The sequence below is a fragment of the Bradyrhizobium shewense genome (assembly GCF_900094605.1).
Classification (GTDB): Bacteria; Pseudomonadota; Alphaproteobacteria; order Rhizobiales; family Xanthobacteraceae; genus Bradyrhizobium; species Bradyrhizobium shewense.
In genome coordinates, this window is the sequence record NZ_FMAI01000033.1 from 1 (window position 1) to 17,979 (window position 17,979).

The following is a 17,979-nucleotide window of genomic DNA, read 5'->3' on the forward strand; positions in this document are numbered from 1 at the left end:
CTCACCGAAATCTGTGCAGCTATCGGTGTCGCGGAGCGAACGCTTCGCGCCTCCTGCGAAGAGCATCTGGGCATGGGACCGATCCGTTTTCTCACGCTCCGTCGAATGCACCTCGTGCATCGCGCGTTGCTGAGCGCGGTTCCATCGACGTCAACCGTCACTCGGATAGCTACCGACCATGGCTTTTGCGAGCTTGGCCGCTTTGCGGTGGCCTATCGCGCCGCGTTCGGAGAGTCGCCGTCGGAGACCTTGAAGCGCCCCGCGAAGCAGATTGCGATCCGCCTCAATCGCCCATCATCACTCGTGGCGGCCGACGCCAACGCATAATCTTGCAAATGGAGGCCTCGTTGCTGAGTCTGCTTGTGGCCCGGAGCCGTCTGTGAGGGCAGCGCAGAGCACGTCTGCTCTGCCCCCGAAGTCAGACGTCAACTTGTTCTGCTATCGCGAGGGCGTCGTCGACCTCGATGCCGAGATATCGAACGGTACTCTCGATCTTCGTGTGCCCCAGAAGGAGCTGTACGGCTCGTAGGTTGCCGGTTCGGCGATAGATCAAGGTCGCCTTCGTCCGACGAAGGGAATGCGTCCCGAACAGGTGCGGGTCCAGTCCGATGTCGGCGATCCGGTGAGATAGTAGTCGGGCATACTGGCGGGTCGTCATATGTCCAGTCCGCCGCCGGCCAGTGAACAGGTATTCTCCTGACTTCTTGCCAGTAACCCGCATGTAATCATCGATTGCCTGCCGGGCTGATTCCGTCAGTTCAAATCAGCCGCGCAGCTTGCTGTCGATGGCCACGTTGAATAGCGCCAGATCGCGCATTCGGCCTTCGACCTGGAGCTTGGTTCGGATTGACCAGACGTGCTTCGGAGGGAGCGGCGGCTTTGCGCCGACCATCTTCCCCTTGTTCCAAGGAGCGTGTTTCGAGACGGCAGGATAGTGCTTGGGCTATCGGTCATGTTGACCTCCTCAGCTAGTGAGGCTGGTCATTTTCAGCCCGGAGCCCTTCCAATCCCGCGTCCGCTTCGAGATCATTGGAGACGTACTTGCGTCCAATTCGAGCGATGACAGGACCGATTTTGACCCGCACCGGACCTCGTCAAGATTTCAATGCCCGCAGCGGCGGGTCTCCGATACGACACAGGATATAGTTACATTTCTTGTTTGAACTGCTTAACTCTCTAATCAACTAATAAATATTTCAAAAAAATCATAGGAGCCGCAATGTCCTCTCCAGAAGAAGACGATCGGCACGAGTTTTTAAGATCCTGCGGCAGGTTCGCCTACGTAACACCTCCGAAGATCACAGCCTTGCTTTCGACCTCACTTACTAGCAGCGCAATTACCACCTCCGAAGGCCGGGGTCGTGTATGCCTAATAACCGGCGAACTTGCTTCGGCAGAACGATCGGATCAATGCATTGCTGAAGCAAAGCGATACCGCGACAAGGCTGCCGAGGCAGAACAACTGGCTGAACTCGCGGTAACGGCGGCCCGTCGCCAAACACTGACCATCATCGCTCGCACTTATCTCCGGACGGCGGCGCAGCTGGAGAGCGTCGCGGAAGCGGAGCGGTTGCAGAAGTGAAGCGGAGCGATTGCAAAGGTAAAGTCAAGTAGCTGACGATAGCTGCGGGCGCATCTGCGAAGTTGCGTCGCGTCTGGCCGGAAGGCCCGCTCGGCGCGGCAGCGGACCTGTTTGGTCAACCCGAGTCTTCGCCTTTTGACCCATTGCGGAAATTCCGTCGTTCGGCGAATGCGGTCCCTGAGGGAGTTGACATCCCTTGTTTGTGACCCTGAGGGGCCATGGAACCCGACGGGGAACTCTCAACGTCGTATTTGCGTTGATCGGAAGATATTTCGCCCGGAGTGGAGCATGGCAGTCTCGGACATGTCCTCACATCCCGACCTTTATCCAATGATCTATCGGGCGTCAGTATGGCGGGATCGCCTCGCAGTCGAACAAACCAGGGCGGCCCATAATAAGAAGCGCAACAGGTGCTTCGCCAGTGTCCAGAACCGGACACGTTCCTTGGCCGAAAGACCCAAGAACCCTTCCCGCAGGACGAGGAGTGAGCTTGATCCACGTCAAGACAGGTTGCGCAAACCGGTGTAGCGGTCTGGAATGGACCTCGGGATGCAGCTGCGCCATTTGCGGGAGGCCGAACGGCACGTAGCCGAAGGCGAGCGCCATATCGCGGATCAGGAAGAGCGCATCGCTGTCATGGATCGCGCCGGTCATGAGACACAGCTTGCGCTAGAACTGCTAGCCACCTACCAAACCGCCTTGGCTTCGCACATCGCACATCGGGATCTCATCATCTATGAGATCAGTCGACGAAGCTGAGCTAAGAGGGATGGCCCACATCCCTACGAGGAGAGGACGGCAGCTTCACATAATTAAATGCCCGAACGGCTTGGCTGGCTAAGTTTGCGCCATGGAGAGCAAACTTCGGCATCTTGAAGGCGTCGCGCTCGACCAGGCAGCCCAAACGGGCGAGCCGGATTGGGCGCACCGCGCGAACAATGAGGTGCAGCAGAATGACCTTCGCCGTCTCATCGAAGAGTATGCTGCCGACCTCCGCGCGATCATCAGGGAGCTCCGCCAGAAGATGAATTGAGGCCGGCGGTTGCAGCCCTGAGAGGAGCGAACCGTTACCCCGAGGGAGTACCGAAGAGCGAACAACGAGCCGAAAACCTACGGTTTGACGAATTAACAAGTTTAATTTATTTAATTCTATTTAATGTATTTTGATATTTTCGCCTCCCCCGGAGAGCCCCCATACCTGACCAGGACGATGACCGCCGTCCGTGAATTTCTGAAGACCTGCGGAAAGTTCGCCGCCGTGACACCTCCAGCGATCACGCTACTGCTCTCGACCTCCCTCACGTCCAGTGCAATTGCCAAGTCTGGCGCCGGAGCGGTTCACCATCATCACCACGGCAACAATGGCTGGGGCAACGGCGGCGGCGACAGCAGCCCCAACGGCAAGGACGACGGAGGCCGATGAGGCCACAGACCCAAACAGACGCGCGGAACGCTTCGACGATTGCCAGCTCTGCACCCATCTTTCCCTGCTACTCGGCTGCCCTTTGCCCCGGAGGCAGCTTAAGAGGCCCCAGCTCCGCCGCCCTGGAGTTGGGGCCTTTTTGCAAGCTCCGCAGAAGAAGAATGAAGGAGCGATTCCCACAACCTGCGAACGACAACCAGGCCTGTTGGACTTTGCTGGAGCCATTTCCTGACGGATGGTGGGCGTCGCCTTGAAGGCTGTGGAAGAGCGGAGGCGGGTGAACGGCTGCTCTTGGCCCGTACCGAACCTTCACGGTGATGGCTGTTGAGGGCCGCTTGTGACCCATCGCCGACGCAGGCGCGGGCTCTCTGGTTGCCGGTGTAGCCTCAATGGCCGAGTTGAATTCTGCGGCGGCCTAAATCGCTTAGGGAACTTATTAACTTATGATACATTGCTGCCTAATCGACGAAGGCAACAGCTATGTGCGCAAGGTGCGTTCAGCTGGACGAGAAGCTCCAGCACTACCGCAGAATTTCTGACCGGGTAAGCGACAAGCTTACCACCGCAGCCCTCGATAATCTGGCCGAGCAATACGCGGCCCAAAAATTGGCGATGCACCCGAGGGCCAAGGAAGCGACATAACCGTTCTTAGGTAGGCGGAACATTTGGACCGAATGTACATTAATCGACATGAACGGACCAATTCTGGGGATTGGCGTCATGGGTATCAAGCGTATGCACCCGCCGCGCTACTGGCAGATGCGAGCGGAGAAGTTTCGAACCAAGGCGGACAATTGCGAGTATCCTGAGACAAGGAAAAGCTTGCGCAACGTCGCCAAGACCTACGAGGAACTCGCCCGCCGCGCTGCCCAAATCCGCACCGTCCAAGACGCAGTAGAGCAGCCGTTAACGGCCTCGTCGTATTTCAGGCGTTGAGCCAGACCTCAATAACGTTATGAGGCAACATGACACCTGAGGGAATTTTCATTTTCCGGCCGGACGGCCTGACCGACAAGAGAGCCATAGAGGAAGCCCGCCGGGTCATCGCTGAATCACTTAGGGTCCTGAAAGCTCATCCGCCCCCGGACACATTTTTGGGCAGCCAGACCCACGAGCCGGTGCCCTTGCCCGGCGACGAAGAGAAATGAATTTGTAACTGGCATACTTTCATTTCTGAGCGCACGCTGGTTCCAGGCAGGAACCGGCAATGACGCTGGACGAGAAGATCGCCCAAGCACAGCGCCACGTTGAGAGTGGCAGGCTGATCATTGAGCGTCAGCGAGCGATTGTTGCCCGCCACGGAATGCAAACCTCAATCGACCTCCTTAAACTGTTCGAGCAAACACAGCAGATTTTCGAGTTGGACTTAGCCAATTTGCTCGAGAGGAAGTAAGACTGTCTCAGTTGACAGACCCTTTGATATTCGTGCCGAGCAATTCCGACCTGGCCCTTAGCCGAACAAGGCCGAGGCCATTGTGTGTTGGCTATCCGCGGCAGACCGGACGCGGGCCGTGCCCACTTCGAGGGGCCGCTGGTGATCCATATCAGACGTCTCGGCTATTTTTTCTTCGTTCCAACGTCGCGAGCCGGCGAGGCTTGATCCAGCTGGTCTGCTGTACGCCGGTAGCTCTCCACCATACTCATAATAGCTTCACGTCTCGATGCCGTCACTGCCAGTTCGGCTAACTGTTCGGCTTCCTCGGCTTTGGCGCGAAGTCGCCTTGCTTCTCGGGCAGCGTGAGAAGCAGCGTCGCGTCCAGCATTCTGATCTGCCGAGTTAGGGCTGCGCAGGTCGTTCAAGGCAATCTGAACGTGGAGAGCAGCTATTGGGTGACCAGTCTTCTCAATCTCTTCCAACGCCCACGTCAAATATTGCGTGGCGGCTTTTGAATCGGGCTTGGGGCTCTCGGCCATAATGTGCCCTGCACCGCTGCCGGGGGAGGAGCGCGGCAGCTTAATAACCCTTTGATCTTAGCACGGATGAACGATGAATGCTCAAAACCTGACCGGCACAATGTCGGCTCGTGGCCCCGTAGCGGACCTTCACGGTGATGGCCGTTGAGGGCCGCTTGTGACCCAGAGCTGACATCGGCTCACGAGTGCTGAGGGTCTCCACCTTTCTTGCTCCGCTCCCGTCGTAAGGTGCTAATTTGAGTGGTCGATCAGGTTTTCCCGTCAGGGGGGCACATGCGACGGCGTGAGTTCATTACGCTTTTCGTGAGCATGGCGGCGACGCCACTCGCGGCGCAAGCGCAGCAACGGGCGAGAGTAAAGCGGATCGCATTCGTTAGCCCGGCTCTCAAAGTCAGTGAAATGGGCCTGAGCGGTCCACCGCAATACCGCGCCTTTTTCGAGGAGCTGAGCCGCTTTGGCTACGTCAAGGGCCAAAACCTCGTGATTGATCGCTACTCGGGAGAAGGTCGGCCAGAACGCTATTCCGAATTGGTTCGAGATGTGATCAGCACACATCCCGACTTGATTTTAGCAGTGGCCGCGCGTCTATCGCTGGATTTTAAAATGGCGACGACGACAATTCCGATTGTGACAATAGTCAACGACCCGGTTGCCTTGGGACTTGTGGCCAGCATCGCGCGGCCGGCCGGCAACATCACAGGCGTCACCATCGGGACGGAATTGGAGCTCATTGGAAAGCGTATCGAGCTACTGGTCGAGGCGATGCCGGGACTGTCCACCCTCAGTTACCTTGTGTCGCGATCGTACTGGGAAGACATGAGAGGTGCGGCAGCGCGCGAGGCAGCGAAACGAGCGGGTGTTTCGCTGAAGGCAGCCCTTCTGGACAGCGGCTTTTACCTGACAGAGTACCAGCGAGTCTTCAGCTCAATGGAAGGAGCAGATGCGCTCATGGTGTCAGATGAGGCCGAGCATCTCGCCACTGGCGCGGCTATTGTTGAATTAGCGGCGGCGGGCCGCATTCCCACAATGTACGCTTACGGCGAGTACGTGCGACTGGGTGGACTGATGGCTTATTCGATTGATCTACCAGAGACCTTTCGGCGCCTCGCCAACCTCATCGACAAGGTTCTTAAAGGCACCAGTCCCGGAGATATCCCCTTCTACCGACCGACCAAATTCGAGCTGAGTATCAATCTCAAGACTGCGAAGTCGCTCGGGCTCGCACTGCCGGCGATGCTGCTCGTCCGCGCCAATCAAGTTGTCGAGTGACGTCGCCTATTGGCCCTTAGCCGAAGGTCTCGGCAGCCGTCGGCACGTCCGTTGTTGGGGGTAGAGCGGAAGTCGCGAAGATCGGCCGCCATCGGCGGCTTGTGACCCAATCCAGTCTTTAGGCATCCCGCAGTCCGATAAAGCTCCCTTCACGCCACGACCTGCAAAACCTATCTATGGTTTGTCTTGAGTATATCATCGTTGGCGAGGTGTCTTCCGATGACCATCACCCTCAACCACATCATCGTCCCCGCCCGCGACAAGCGCGCAGCGGCGCAGTTTTTTTGCGCGCATTTTTGGCCCCCAGGCCGATCCGAAAGGTGGACATTTCGCGCCGGTATGTATCAACGACACGCTCACGCTCCTTTTCGACGACGACGAGGAGTTCGAGAGCCACCACTACGCCTTCCACGTAAGCGATGCCGAGTTCGATGCCATGTTCGGCCGCATTCGCGAGGCGAAGCTCGCCTATGGCAGCACACCATTGAGTCTCGACGATGGTAAGCTCAACGACTGGAACGGCGGTCGCGGCGTCTATTTTGGCGATCCTGACGGCCATGTGCTCGAACTCATGACCGTACCGCAGTGAGCTTCCCTCCGCTGCAGCCGCACTCGCGGCCGGTCATTCAAGGGCGTCCGACAAGCAATGGCAGCACGTTTGCACCGCCTGCCATGAGGGGGTTCGACGGCTCGAAATGCTCCCGCAATTCTCGCTCCCGGATGAGTGAGCGCGCATCGAGAAACGCCTCCTTTAGGCTGACGGCCTGCCGCAGCGCGACGTTGAAAAAAGCGTCGCCGAAATAGGTCCACTTGGCCTTGTCCTCACAGCCGAAAGATGGATGGCTGGCATCGGCCGCGGTGATGACCAGCACATTGGCATTCGCTAGACGCGGGATGAAGACCCCGGAATAACATGCCGAGATGACCACCACTTTGTGTCGCACACCCGTCTTCGCCAGCATGTCGGCGAGACGAGCTGGCGTGAGCGTTTGTGTGACCCGCCCCGCCTTGATTGCAAGGCCGTCCGGAGAGCCATGCGAGGTAAGAATCAAAAAGAGAACATCTTTCTCGGCATCCAAGCGGTTGGCTGTCACTTGCAACGACCGGGCAAGAGCTTCGATCGTTGCGCTTCCGCCTTTCTTGGAATTGTACTGCACGTTGATCGGGCCAGTCTCGAAACGGCCGGCTACGATCTGAGCTGCGCCAGTCGCCTCGGATCTAAACACGCCTTGATCGCCGAACAGGCCAAAGGACACCACGCCGACCTTTCCAGCATCCTCAACAGCATGTACCGGCGAAAAAGACGGCCCGATGATCAAAACAAAAGCGACGAGCGGCGCGCCGAGCCGCCTGATCCAGGACACGGAGGTCATGGGCGAACCTCGTTTCGAGATCACCGCTGCAGAATTGCAGCTGAATACAAAATAGCGGAACATCAGCGAATTTCCATGCTTCGGAATGACAGTTCGTCAGCGATGCGCACGCTTTGCAGTTTCGGGCTCACCACCATGCCGATGCGCGGCAAAAGTGCCGCGCGATCTCTCCATTCCGTTGCCGCCGCTCGGCCGCGCAGATGAGGTGATCGAATATGACTCTCGTTTGTTGCGGCGCATGAGTCCGGAAATGGCCCTTAGCGCAAATGTCCCGGCCGGTCGCTCGAAGGCAGCCTTTGATCCAAAATCTGACCATAGCAAGCACCAAGGGACAGCACGGCAAGGCCGTCCCGAAGGCCAGGGGAGCCGTCCGAGCGAAGCTACAGGACGCCGGCCCAACGGTCGCGCCAGCGCTCAGGCCGGGTCGTAGAGCGAAGGGCACCGGGGCCGGGCCTGCGCCTGCGCCATTTGAAACTAGGGCCTATTAGGGCCCGGCCGGTTCAGGCGGGCCGTTCGCTAGCCAGGCGGCAGCCGAAATATTCCTTTATTTTCCGTCACTTCCGGCGATTTCAACAGGCCTAAAATAGTGCTTGCAGCAAGGACCACACGGTTTTGCCGTACGCGCTCAGCGCCGCTCGTCCGCACGAAGCCTCGGGCTCACAGGGACTACCCGCCCTGCCCGCGCCTCTCGCGCACGACGCTGCCGCGTCCACCGCAACCCGGCCCGCGTTTCGAACGACTCGCGAACCGCCCCTCTTCGTCGGGCTGGGCTGCTTCGATCTATGCCGCAATTCCGAATTTCGGTAAAGTGGAATATTTTTGCGAGGAGGGGTTGACGGGCTGCGACACAGCCACCTCGTGGGACAAGCTAGCTTCGTAGGATGGGTAGAGCGTAGCGAAACCCATCATCTTGCCGCGCTGGCTGAGGCGCGATGGGTTTCGCTGCGCTCTACCCATCCTACGGCTACTTCAACTGCGCTCTCCGAACTTTGCACCGTCGTCGCATTGCGACAGATCGCCAGCCCAATCTGGCGGATAGTTACCGAGCGCCACGTGGCGATGGAACGACGATGGCGCCCAGTCGCAGACGCGATCGACCAAGCCGTGCTTCACGGGATTGATGTGCACATAGTCGATATGCCGCGCGTAATCCTCTTCGTCGCGGATGGTGTGCTCCCAATAGCGGCGCTGCCAGACGCCGCGCTCCGCTTTACCAGCACGGCTCGGTGAGACTAGCTCGTCGGGCGAGAGCTTCCGGGAGAAGGCTGACTTAATCTGCCTCCAGCGCATGGCGAAATCGGCATCTCCGTTCGGCATTGTCCAGACGGCGTGAAGATGCTCCGGCAGCACGACGATCGCATCGATCGTGAAAGGATGCCGTTGACGCGTTTCACGAAATGCTGCGCGCAACAGGCCGATATTCGCCGTCAAGAGCGATTGCCCACGGTCGAGCAGGTTGACGGTGAAGAAGAAACTTCCGCCCGGGACGAAGTTGCGCCGATAGGAGGTCATACTGCATGATAGCACAACCTCGGAGAATGATCGAGGAAAACACTCAACTAAAAACACAAATCTCATAGGATGGGTAGAGCACAGCGAAACCCATCGCGCCTTTAGAAATTGCGGCACGATGATGGGTTTCGCTGCGCTCTACCCATCCTACGAACTTCGCCCTACGCCACCGCCGCGTCGGGAATACTTGCGGCTTCCATCGGCGCCTTGCCGCGGATCAGGTCGGAGGCGCGGTCGGCGATCATCATGGTCGACGCGTTCAAATTCGCCGAGATCATGCGCGGCATGACGGAGGCATCGATCACGCGCAGTCCTTCCAGCCCATGGACGCGGAGTTGGTCGTCGACCACCGCCCAGGTCGAATCCGCCGGGCCCATGCGGCAGGTGCAGCCGGGGTGGAAGGTGGTGGTGCCGCGCTCGGTGGCGGCGGCGAGGAATTCGTCATCGGTGTTGATGTTGGGACCGGGGAAATCCTCGTAGGCGTAATAGGGCGACAGCGGCGCGGACTTCAAAAGGCGCCGCGCGAGCTTCATGCCGCCGACGATGACGCGGCGGTCGAGCTCGGCGTCGAGATAATTGGTCTGGATAATCGGCGGCGCGAACGGATCGTTGGAGCGGATGCGGACATAGCCGCGGCTCTCCGGGCGTTGCTGCCAGGACGCCACCGTCATGCCGGGCTCGTCCTCGAGCTGGCCCTGCACGCCCTCCTTGTAGGACGCCGGCGTGAAGGTGAGCTGCAGGTCGGAACTGTCGGCGCTCTCGCCTGAATGCCAGAAGCAATAGACCATGGTCGGCGACAGCGAGAGCAGGCCGCGGCGCGCGGTCGCCCATTTCAGCGCCTCGATCCACAGCGAGAAGCCGCGGCGGAGCTCGTTGATGGTCTTGATGTCCTTCACGCGCGCCACGGTGCGCGGGGCGTAATGGTCCTGCAGGCCCTCACCGACGGGCAGCGCGTGGCGCACGGCGATGCCGTGCTGCTGCAGCAGATCGGGCGAACCCACGCCGGAAAGCTGAAGCAGCTGTGGCGAATTATAGGTGCCGCCGGAGAGGATCACCTCCTTGTTGGCGCGCACCTCGATCGGCGTGCCGCCGCGGCCGCCCTTGGTGTAGCGCACGCCGACGGCGCGCTTGCCCTCGAAGATGATCTCGGTCGCGTGCGCATGGGTGTGCACATGCACGTTCGGCCGCTTCATCGCCGGCTTGAGGAACGCGGTCGCGCCGGAGACGCGCAAGCCCCTGTCGATGGTGCGCTGGCAGTAGGAGACGCCCTCTTGCTTGGCGCCGTTGTAATCTGGGTTGCGGGGAATGCCGAGCGAGACAGCGCCTTCCATGAAGGCTTCGCAGAGCGGGTCGCGCCACTCCATCGTGGTGACGGTGAGGCTGCCGTCGCGGCCGCGATAGGTGTCCTCGCCCTCGCCCACGCGCTTCTCCAGCCGGCGGAAGTAGGGCAGCACGTCGGCATAGCCCCAGCCGCGATTGCCCATCTGCGCCCAGGTGTCGAAATCCATCCGCTGGCCGCGATTGTAGATGTGGCCGTTGATCGAGGACGAGCCGCCGAGCGTCTTGCCGCGCGGCGCGTAGATGCTGCGCCCGCCGGTCCAGGGCCCCGGCTCCTGCTGGTAGGCCCAGTTGATGCTCTTCATGTGGAAGGTCTTGATGAAGCCCGCCGGCAGATGGATGTAGGGATGCCAGTCGGACGGGCCGGCTTCCAGCACGCAGACGCTGGTGTTGGGGTCTTCGCTCAGCCGGCTGGTGAGCACGCAACCGGCAGAGCCCGCGCCGACGATCACATAATCAAATCTGTCCATGGTGCCTCGGCCGCTCCTAGCGCGGCTTGTCGTTGAGTTGAAATTCCAGATGCGTTTGCACCGTCGGCCATTCGGCTGCGGTGATGCTGTAGACCACGGTGTCGCGCAGCGTGCCGTTCGGCGCGACCTGGTGGCTGCGCAGGACGCCATCCTGCTTGGCGCCCAGGCGCTCGATGGCGCGGCGGCTCTGGTGATTGAAGAAGTGGGTGCGGAATTCGACCGCAATGCAGTTCAGCGTCTCGAAGGCGTGGCGCAGCAGCAGCAATTTGCACTGCGTGTTGAGCGCGCCGCGCTGCGCGCTCTTGCCGTACCAGGTCGAGCCGATCTCGACGCGGCGGTTGGCGGCATCGATGTTCATGTAGGTCGTCATGCCGACGATGTTGCCGCCGGCATCGAACACGGTGAACGGCAGCATCGAGCCCGCGGCCTGCAGCCCCAGGCGCCGGTCGATCTCCTTGGCCATGTTCTCCGGCAGCGGGATCGCGGTGTACCAGAGTTTTGACAGCTCACCGTCCTTCACGGCCGTCACCAGCCCATCGAGATGCTGATGCGACAGCGGCTCGAGACGGGCGTGCTGTCCACGCAGGGTGATGGGATCGGGCCAGGGCATTTTAGACTTTCTCCGTTGTCATTGTGCGGCGAAGCAACCGGACTGCCAGATCCCCATCCTGAGGAGCGCGGAACTCGCGTCTCGAAGGATGAAGGCCCGGCTGGTGGCCTCGCCCTTCGAGACGCGCGCGAAGGGCGCGCTCCTCAGGGTGAGGGTCTGAGAGTTACCTCGCCTCCCGCACAATGACGGCTTGGCTCACTTGTTCAAAAAATTCAACGGCAATCCGCCACGCGGCCAGTCCATGGCGACCAGCTCGCCCTTGCCTGACAGCGTGATGTAGGCCGTCTTCAGCCCGGGGCCGCCGAAGGCGATGTTGGTGGTGACGCGGTCGCCGGTCGGGATCTGCTCGACCAGCGTGCCGTCCGGTGCGATCACCGAGATGCAGCCGGAGACGAGGGTGGCGACGCAGACATTGCCGCCGGCTTCCACCGCGAGCGAGTCGAACATCTGGTAGCCGCCGAGGCCGCAGATCGGCTTGCCCCGCTCGCCGCGATAGATCACGTCGCGCGGCTTGAGGGTGCCGGGCGCGGAGAGCTCGTAGGCCCACAGCCGCCCGGTCGGCGTCTCCGCGATGTAGACGGTATTCTCATCCGGCGACAGCCCGATGCCGTTCGCCGGCAATATGCCGTGCACGATCTCGACGAGCTCCGTCATGCCGGGCTTGAGGTAGTACATACCGCCGACGTCCATCTCGCGCGCGCGGCGCTTGCCGAGATCGGAGAACCAGAGGCCGCCCTGCTTGTCGAACACCAGATCGTTCGGCCCGCGCAGATCGTGCTCGCCGCATTTGGTGACGATGGTCTCGACCTTGCCGGATTGCAGATCGACGCGCTGGATCGAGCCGCCGAGATAATCGTCGGGCTGCGGGCCCGGCATGATCATGTTGCGGGTCGGGATCCAGGAGAAGCCGCCATTGTTGCAGATGTAGATCTTGCCGTCGGGACCGAGCGCGGCGCCGTTCGGGCCGCCCGGAATCTTCGCGACGATCTCCTTGCGGCCGTCGGGATAAACGCGGGTCAGGCGCTGGCCGCGGATCTCCACCAGCACCACCGAGCCGTCCGGCATCACGACCGGCCCTTCGGGAAATTCGAGGTCGGTGGCGAGAACGCGGACGTCAGACATTGTGGGACCCTCCCGGCTGCTTGTTATGGCTTGCACGGGATGTCCGGCACGGGCCCCACACGCAAGATTTGCCTGCGGTTATGACAAAGTCGCCTCGGCTTGCCAAGCAAGCGGGATGGTATGCCAGCGTTGCGGAAGCCTTAACGCTTCACCGGCAGCCAGATCTCGAAGCCGCCATTGCCGGTTGCGGGATCGAACGCCTCGTCGTAGCGCTCGAAGCTCGGCGCGTCCGCGGCCGTCAAACCCGAGGCGGGCAGCCATCGATTCCAGATCGTGTTGACGGTGCGGCGGATCGAGGCGACGTGCTCGGTATGCGCGAACACCGCATAGCGCTGCTCGGGAATGCGGATGCGGGCGAAGCGTCGCGGCAGATCCGAGAACTCGGCGACCTCGACGCCTGCGATGTAGTCGAAATTGCCGGAATCGTCGCCGTTGCAGCAGACGCCGTAGGCGATCTGTCCGACCCTCGATGGAATATCGGCGACCTCCTGATGAAAGCGGTGCCACAGGCCGGGGATGACGGCGCCGTTGTCGCAGGAGATGCGCTCACCGGGACCGGCGACGAGCAACGCCCGCGCGGTCTCGAAGCGCGGCGGGGCGAGATGGTCGAGCATGGTGGAGTCCATGAGGATCGGCTCCTGAAGCTTGAGGTCATTGGCGCACATTGCCGCCCTGACCGCTTCGGGCGTGGTGCCGAATTGGTCGCGGAACGCGCGGGTGAAAGCTTCGTGCGAGCCGTAATCGGCCTCCAGCGCGACACCGAGGATGTTCGGCGCGCCGTTCGCGAGAAGACGCGCCGCTTCCGTCAGCCGCCGCGCGCGGACGTAGCGCATCACCGGAAGGCCGGTGGCTGCGGCAAACGCGCGCACGATGTGGAACCGCGACACGCCCGAGATCGCAGCGATCTCGTCGAGCGTCATCGGCTCGGCCAGATGGCTCTCGATATACCAGAGCGCGCGCTGGGCAGGGTTCATGGCGGCTCAACCCTCGTTCGAAGCGTGACGATGATGCGCCGTCAGCGCCGGCTTCGCTTGATCGGCATTGCTGTCCTCGCGTGAGGATAGTCCGGGAATGGCCACTGGCAACGCCCTGGCGTTCGCGGCTAGACTGTTTCGAAACCGCTCACGAGAAAGAGGAACCCGCGTCATGGAAATCACCGATGTGCGGGCGCACCAAATCCGCATCCCCTATGACGCCGGCATTGCGAGCTTTCGCCAGGGCGCATCCGCGATCACCGCCCTCGACATGGTGCTGATCGAGGTCACCACCGATGCCGGACTGACCGGTTGGGGCGACGCGTTCGCCTATGTCTGCCCGCGCACCACGCGCAGCGCCGTCGAGGAAATGATCGCACCGCAGGCCCGCGGGCTGAAAGTGCCCGATGCGGCCGGCATCCCCGCCGTGATGGAGCAGATCCAGCGCAATCTGCATCTGTTCGGCCGCTACGGCATCACCATGTTCGCGATCTCAGGGCTCGACATCGCGCTCTGGGATCTTGCTGCCAAGGTCGAGGGCGTGCCCCTGCATCGCCTGCTCGGCGAGACCAGGCGCACGGCCATTCCCGCCTATGCGAGCCTGCTGCGGATCGGCTCGCCCGACAACATCGCGGCCGAATGCAGGAAGGCGCTCGCGCTCGGCTATGGCGCAATCAAGCTGCACGAGACCACGGCGCCGGCGGTGTTCGCCGCGCGGGAGGCGATCGGGCCAGCCATTCCCCTGATGGTCGACATGAACTGCCCGCTGACGGCCGAGCAGGCGATCGCGTTCGCAACGACCTGCCGGGACGCGCGGCCAATGTTTCTGGAGGAGCCGGTGTGGCCGCCGGAAGACTTCGCCGCGCTCGCCGAGGTCCGCAGCAAGGGCGGGCTCGGGATTGCCGCCGGCGAGAATGCCTGCACGGAATATCAGTTCCGCCAGATGATGCAGGCGGGCGCGGTGAGCCACGCCCAGCCGTCGGTGACCAAGGTCGGCGGCATCACGGAGTTTCTGAAGATCTCAGCGCTCGCCGATCAGCTCGGCGTCAAGATCGTTCCGCACTCCCCGTATTTCGGTCCGGGCCTGCTCGCGACACTGCACCTTCTGGCGACACGCGAGGACGGGCTCGTCGAGATGTTTTATCTCAAGCGCGAGGCCTGCCTCTGGGCCGGCCGGGCGGACAGCGATGCCACCGGCCATGTCGCGGTGCCCTCGGGCGCGGGGCTCGGCTATGAGCCTGATCGGGACGTGATGGAGCGATATCGCGTGACGTGATCGGCGCGCTTATTTCGCGTCTTTCGCCGGCGGCGCGTCCTGCTTCTTCTTCAGATCCTCGGCCGTCTTCACCTGGGCGGCCTGGAGATCGCCGAGCGTCTTCTGCAAGCCCGCGAGGTTCGTCTTCAACGCATCGATCTGGCGGTTTGCTGCATCCAGCTTCTGCTGGTGATCGAGCGTGAGCTTGGTGATCGTCTTCTGCAGGAAGTCGACATTGCTCTGCAGGCAGCTGGTGCGCCGCTCCATGGTCTTTTCGACCGTGCAGATCTCGATGCCGGGCACGTCCTGCGCGTGCATCGGCGCATTCGCCAGCGTTGCGAGCAGCAATATCGCGAAACAAACGCCGGCGTTTCGAAGCAGCATGAAGGGTTCCTCGTCCAATCGATCACGGCAATGTGCGCTGTTTGCGCACAGCCACTCAAGGCTACCACACTCGCACCGCATTCTCGCGTTGAGCTTGCATCGTTCCCTTGGACGGGGAACGATGATCCGCACGCGGAAGAAGTGGGCGCTGTTCCGCGGCTTTGTTTAGGGGAGATTTTTGGAATGGCAACGCGCGATAGACGACTGGCGGAATTCGACGGCGCCGGAGAACCACCGCCGGGCCTTGCGCTCGAAGTGCTGTGCGAGGATCACAGCGGGACGTACCAGCTGCCGTTCGCCTGCCGTTATGTCGAGGGCCGCTGGCAGAACAACGAAGCCGGCATCGCGGTCGAAGCGACCGTCATAGGCTGGCGCCTGCCGCGCGTGAGGCAGCGCGGGGCCGCCTGACGCCCATATTTGTTCCAAAATGCAACGGGGCCGCGCTCCGTCTTAACCTTCGGAACGCGGCCCGAACGAATCACGTCCGAATCAGCCGAACGACCGCGTACGCAGCTGTTCACGGCTAGATGTCGATGCGGCTTGGCCGGCGCGTACAATATCTGCGCAGCGCGGCGGACCGCCCGGGACTGGCACGGGCGACAAAGGTTAATCGCAACAAGGGCATAGCTCGCGGGCCGCCTTGGCTGGTCCCCGCCCCCGAAACAGGCAGGGCCAGGCAAGGCCTGCCTAATATTCGACCTCGAGCTCCTCGATCTCGGCCGGCTCCTCCCTCGCCGCCGCGATCCATTCCTTCATCTCATCCATCGCCATGATGGTGTCGGCGTAGGCCTTCAGCTGCGGCTCGAGCTTGACGTCGTAGGTGACGAAGCGCGTCACCACGGGCGCGTACATCGCATCCGCCATGGTGCGCCGCTCGCCGAACAGGAACGGACCGCCGGATTTCTCCAGGCAGTCGCGCCAGATCGACCAGACCCGGTCGATGTCGGCCTGCGCGCGCGACCAGATCTTGAAGCCGGGGAAATGTCCTTTCAGATTCACCGGCAGCGAGGCGCGCAAGGTGGTGAAGCCGGAATGGATTTCGCCGCAGATTGAGCGGCAATGCGCGCGCTGCACGCGATCATCAGGCAGCAGGCAGGCTGACGGCATCGCCTCGTTGAGGTATTCGGCGATCGCCAGCGTATCCCACACCACCGCACCGTCGTGCCGCAGACACGGCACCAGGATCGACGACGACAGCAAGAGGATTTCGGCGCGCGCCGACGGATCGTCCGGCGCGGTGACGATTTCCTCGAAATCGAGCCCGGAGAATTTCGTCAGCAGCCAGCCGCGCAGCGACCAGGACGAGTAGTTCTTGCTGCTGATGGTCAGTGTCGCCTTTGCCATATGGCCCCTTCCCTCACGCCTGGGAGCGCACTGCCGCGCGTGCGTGCCCCGTCCTTCCCGCCCAAAGAGCAGCAAGCGACGTGCCAATTTTCCCGGCGGTCCGGCCCCCATCTGGCTTCGATATTGCATCAAGACGGGGGGACAGGTGGGCACTTCAGTATGATGTCGATGTATTATCAGGCTTTTCAGAACCAGATGGACCTGGCGGCGCCGTGGCGCGCGGGGGCTTCGTCCGCGCTCAGATTCCTCAATCTGGTGCCGCAGGGCATGTCGGACCAGGTCGTCGGCCGGCTGTCGGCGGCGCTGGAGCTGATCTCGCGCTCCACCCTCACCTATCATCGCCCGGCCTACGGCATCGACAGCGTCATGGTCGGCAATCGCGAAGTCGCCGTCACCGAGGAGATCGCCTACGCGACACCGTTCGGCTCGCTGCTGCACTTCAGGAAGGACGGCGTGACGGAGCAGCCGCGCATGCTGCTGGTGGCGCCGATGTCCGGCCATTTCGCAACGCTGCTGCGCGGCACCGTTCAGACGCTGCTGCAGGACCACGACGTCTACATCACCGACTGGCACAATCCGCGCGACATTCCGCGCGGCGAGGGCCGCTTCGGGCTCGACGACTACACCGAGCATCTGATCGATTTCCTCGGACAGCTCGGCCCGCGCCCGCACATGGTGGCGATCTGCCAGCCGTCGGTGTCGGCGCTCGCCGCCGCCGCGATCATGTGCGAGGACAACCATCCCTCGCGCCCGGCGACGCTGACGCTGATGGCGGGGCCGATCGACACCCGCATCCAGCCGACCAGGGTCAACGACTTCGCCAAGAGCAAGCCGATCGAATGGTTCGAGCGGAACCTGATCAACTACGTGCCAATGCAGTGCCGCGGCGCCTTGCGGAAAGTCTATCCCGGCTTCGTGCAGCTCACCGCCTTCGTCTCGATGAACCTCGAGCGCCACATCAAGCAGCACATGGATCTCGCCAACCACATCGCCAAGGGCGAGAAGGACAAGGCCGCGACCATCAAGACCTTCTACGACGAATATTTCGCCGTGATGGACCTGCCGGCCGAGTTCTACATCGAAACCGTGCGCGACGTATTCCAGGAGCATCTGTTGCCGCAAGGCAAATTGATGCATCGGGGCCGCCCCGTGAACATCAAGGCCGTCAGCCGCATGGGGCTGATGACGGTCGAAGGCGAGAAGGACGACATCTGCTCGATCGGCCAGACGCTAGCCGCGCAGGATCTCTGCACCGGCGTGCGCGCCTATCGGCGCGTCCACCACATGCAGGCCGGCGTCGGCCATTACGGCGTATTCTCAGGCCGGCGCTGGAACAACGAGATCTATCCGCTGCTGCGGGATTTCGTGCACGTGAATTCGTGACACCACGTCGCGGCGCGCTGGAATTG

22 protein-coding genes and 1 pseudogene are annotated in these 17,979 nt (G+C 61.7%); 12 read left to right on the forward strand and 11 right to left on the reverse strand.

Annotated features, from left to right (window positions below; translation table 11 throughout):
• Positions 1-327: helix-turn-helix domain-containing protein (locus GA0061098_RS37180; protein WP_129591041.1), on the forward strand; the 327-nt coding region annotated here is incomplete at its 5' end.
• A 91-nt stretch (positions 328-418) separates the two neighbouring features.
• On the opposite strand, the pseudogene GA0061098_RS37185 reads toward GA0061098_RS37180, so the two are convergent.
• A pseudogene (locus GA0061098_RS37185) lies at positions 419-892 on the reverse strand (tyrosine-type recombinase/integrase).
• 327 nt (positions 893-1,219) lie between these two features.
• Here GA0061098_RS37185 and GA0061098_RS37190 point away from each other — a divergent pair.
• The 7 genes from GA0061098_RS37190 (at position 1,220) to GA0061098_RS37215 (ending at position 4,398) form a co-directional block, all read left to right on the forward strand.
• A complete protein-coding gene (locus tag GA0061098_RS37190; RefSeq protein WP_091966308.1) occupies positions 1,220-1,582 on the forward strand; it encodes a hypothetical protein in 363 nt (120 codons plus the stop codon).
• A gap of 549 nt (positions 1,583-2,131) precedes the next feature.
• Complete coding sequence (locus tag GA0061098_RS37195; protein WP_245323855.1) at positions 2,132-2,341, forward strand: hypothetical protein; 210 nt, start codon at positions 2,132-2,134, stop codon at positions 2,339-2,341.
• A gap of 91 nt (positions 2,342-2,432) precedes the next feature.
• Entirely contained in the window at positions 2,433-2,615 is a 183-nt protein-coding gene (locus GA0061098_RS37200) for a hypothetical protein (RefSeq protein ID WP_091966310.1), read from the forward strand.
• 177 nt (positions 2,616-2,792) lie between these two features.
• Positions 2,793-3,005 carry a hypothetical protein gene (locus tag GA0061098_RS37205; RefSeq protein ID WP_165637848.1) on the forward strand — a complete coding sequence of 71 codons (213 nt, stop codon included), beginning with the start codon at positions 2,793-2,795 and terminating at the stop codon, positions 3,003-3,005.
• A gap of 720 nt (positions 3,006-3,725) precedes the next feature.
• Positions 3,726-3,941: a hypothetical protein gene (locus GA0061098_RS37210; protein WP_091966357.1), complete on the forward strand. Its 216-nt coding sequence runs from the start codon at positions 3,726-3,728 to the stop codon at positions 3,939-3,941.
• 29 nt (positions 3,942-3,970) lie between these two features.
• Complete coding sequence (locus tag GA0061098_RS44290) at positions 3,971-4,153, forward strand: hypothetical protein (protein ID WP_129591042.1); 183 nt, start codon at positions 3,971-3,973, stop codon at positions 4,151-4,153.
• Between the two features lie 59 nt (positions 4,154-4,212).
• Positions 4,213-4,398 (forward strand): hypothetical protein, encoded by a 186-nt coding sequence (locus GA0061098_RS37215; protein WP_091966311.1) that lies wholly within the window; start codon positions 4,213-4,215, stop codon positions 4,396-4,398.
• 164 nt (positions 4,399-4,562) lie between these two features.
• Here the strand turns inward: GA0061098_RS37215 and GA0061098_RS44295 are convergent, their stop codons facing one another.
• On the reverse strand, positions 4,563-4,919 hold the full coding sequence (locus tag GA0061098_RS44295; RefSeq protein ID WP_129591043.1) for a hypothetical protein: 357 nt from the start codon (positions 4,917-4,919) through the stop codon (positions 4,563-4,565).
• A gap of 273 nt (positions 4,920-5,192) precedes the next feature.
• Here GA0061098_RS44295 and GA0061098_RS37220 point away from each other — a divergent pair, with 273 nt between their 5' ends.
• A complete protein-coding gene (locus GA0061098_RS37220) occupies positions 5,193-6,188 on the forward strand; it encodes an ABC transporter substrate-binding protein (protein WP_091966312.1) in 996 nt (331 codons plus the stop codon).
• Positions 6,189-6,429: 241 nt separating this feature from the next.
• Here the strand turns inward: GA0061098_RS37220 and GA0061098_RS45725 are convergent, their stop codons facing one another.
• From GA0061098_RS45725 to GA0061098_RS37260, 7 genes are all read right to left on the reverse strand, one after another.
• Entirely contained in the window at positions 6,430-6,747 is a 318-nt protein-coding gene (locus GA0061098_RS45725) for a hypothetical protein (protein WP_208610718.1), read from the reverse strand.
• A 67-nt stretch (positions 6,748-6,814) separates the two neighbouring features.
• On the reverse strand, positions 6,815-7,624 hold the full coding sequence (locus GA0061098_RS37230) for a C13 family peptidase (protein ID WP_245323857.1): 810 nt from the start codon (positions 7,622-7,624) through the stop codon (positions 6,815-6,817).
• 906 nt (positions 7,625-8,530) lie between these two features.
• Complete coding sequence (locus tag GA0061098_RS37235) at positions 8,531-9,073, reverse strand: REP-associated tyrosine transposase (RefSeq protein ID WP_091966313.1); 543 nt, start codon at positions 9,071-9,073, stop codon at positions 8,531-8,533.
• Between the two features lie 161 nt (positions 9,074-9,234).
• On the reverse strand, positions 9,235-10,881 hold the full coding sequence (locus tag GA0061098_RS37240; RefSeq protein WP_091966314.1) for a GMC family oxidoreductase: 1,647 nt from the start codon (positions 10,879-10,881) through the stop codon (positions 9,235-9,237).
• 16 nt (positions 10,882-10,897) lie between these two features.
• Positions 10,898-11,491: a GNAT family N-acetyltransferase gene (locus tag GA0061098_RS37245; RefSeq protein WP_091966315.1), complete on the reverse strand. Its 594-nt coding sequence runs from the start codon at positions 11,489-11,491 to the stop codon at positions 10,898-10,900.
• Between the two features lie 195 nt (positions 11,492-11,686).
• On the reverse strand, positions 11,687-12,613 hold the full coding sequence (locus GA0061098_RS37255; RefSeq protein WP_091966317.1) for an SMP-30/gluconolactonase/LRE family protein: 927 nt from the start codon (positions 12,611-12,613) through the stop codon (positions 11,687-11,689).
• Positions 12,614-12,753: 140 nt separating this feature from the next.
• Positions 12,754-13,587, reverse strand: coding sequence for an AraC family transcriptional regulator (locus GA0061098_RS37260; RefSeq protein ID WP_091966318.1), 834 nt, complete (start codon positions 13,585-13,587; stop codon positions 12,754-12,756).
• A gap of 172 nt (positions 13,588-13,759) precedes the next feature.
• On the opposite strand from GA0061098_RS37260, the gene GA0061098_RS37265 reads away from it, so the two are divergent.
• Positions 13,760-14,863, forward strand: a complete 1,104-nt coding sequence (locus tag GA0061098_RS37265; RefSeq protein ID WP_091966319.1) for a mandelate racemase/muconate lactonizing enzyme family protein — start codon at positions 13,760-13,762, stop codon at positions 14,861-14,863.
• A gap of 9 nt (positions 14,864-14,872) precedes the next feature.
• Here GA0061098_RS37265 and GA0061098_RS37270 read toward each other — a convergent pair whose 3' ends face one another.
• Positions 14,873-15,226, reverse strand: coding sequence for a hypothetical protein (locus tag GA0061098_RS37270; RefSeq protein WP_091966359.1), 354 nt, complete (start codon positions 15,224-15,226; stop codon positions 14,873-14,875).
• 183 nt (positions 15,227-15,409) lie between these two features.
• On the opposite strand from GA0061098_RS37270, the gene GA0061098_RS37275 reads away from it, so the two are divergent.
• Positions 15,410-15,634: a hypothetical protein gene (locus tag GA0061098_RS37275; RefSeq protein WP_091966320.1), complete on the forward strand. Its 225-nt coding sequence runs from the start codon at positions 15,410-15,412 to the stop codon at positions 15,632-15,634.
• 279 nt (positions 15,635-15,913) lie between these two features.
• On the opposite strand, the gene GA0061098_RS37280 is transcribed toward GA0061098_RS37275, so the two are convergent.
• On the reverse strand, positions 15,914-16,570 hold the full coding sequence (locus tag GA0061098_RS37280) for a glutathione S-transferase family protein (RefSeq protein WP_091966321.1): 657 nt from the start codon (positions 16,568-16,570) through the stop codon (positions 15,914-15,916).
• A 159-nt stretch (positions 16,571-16,729) separates the two neighbouring features.
• On the opposite strand from GA0061098_RS37280, the gene GA0061098_RS37285 reads away from it, so the two are divergent.
• A complete protein-coding gene (locus GA0061098_RS37285; protein WP_091966322.1) occupies positions 16,730-17,953 on the forward strand; it encodes a polyhydroxyalkanoate depolymerase in 1,224 nt (407 codons plus the stop codon).
• The last annotated feature ends 26 nt before the right edge of the window (positions 17,954-17,979 follow it).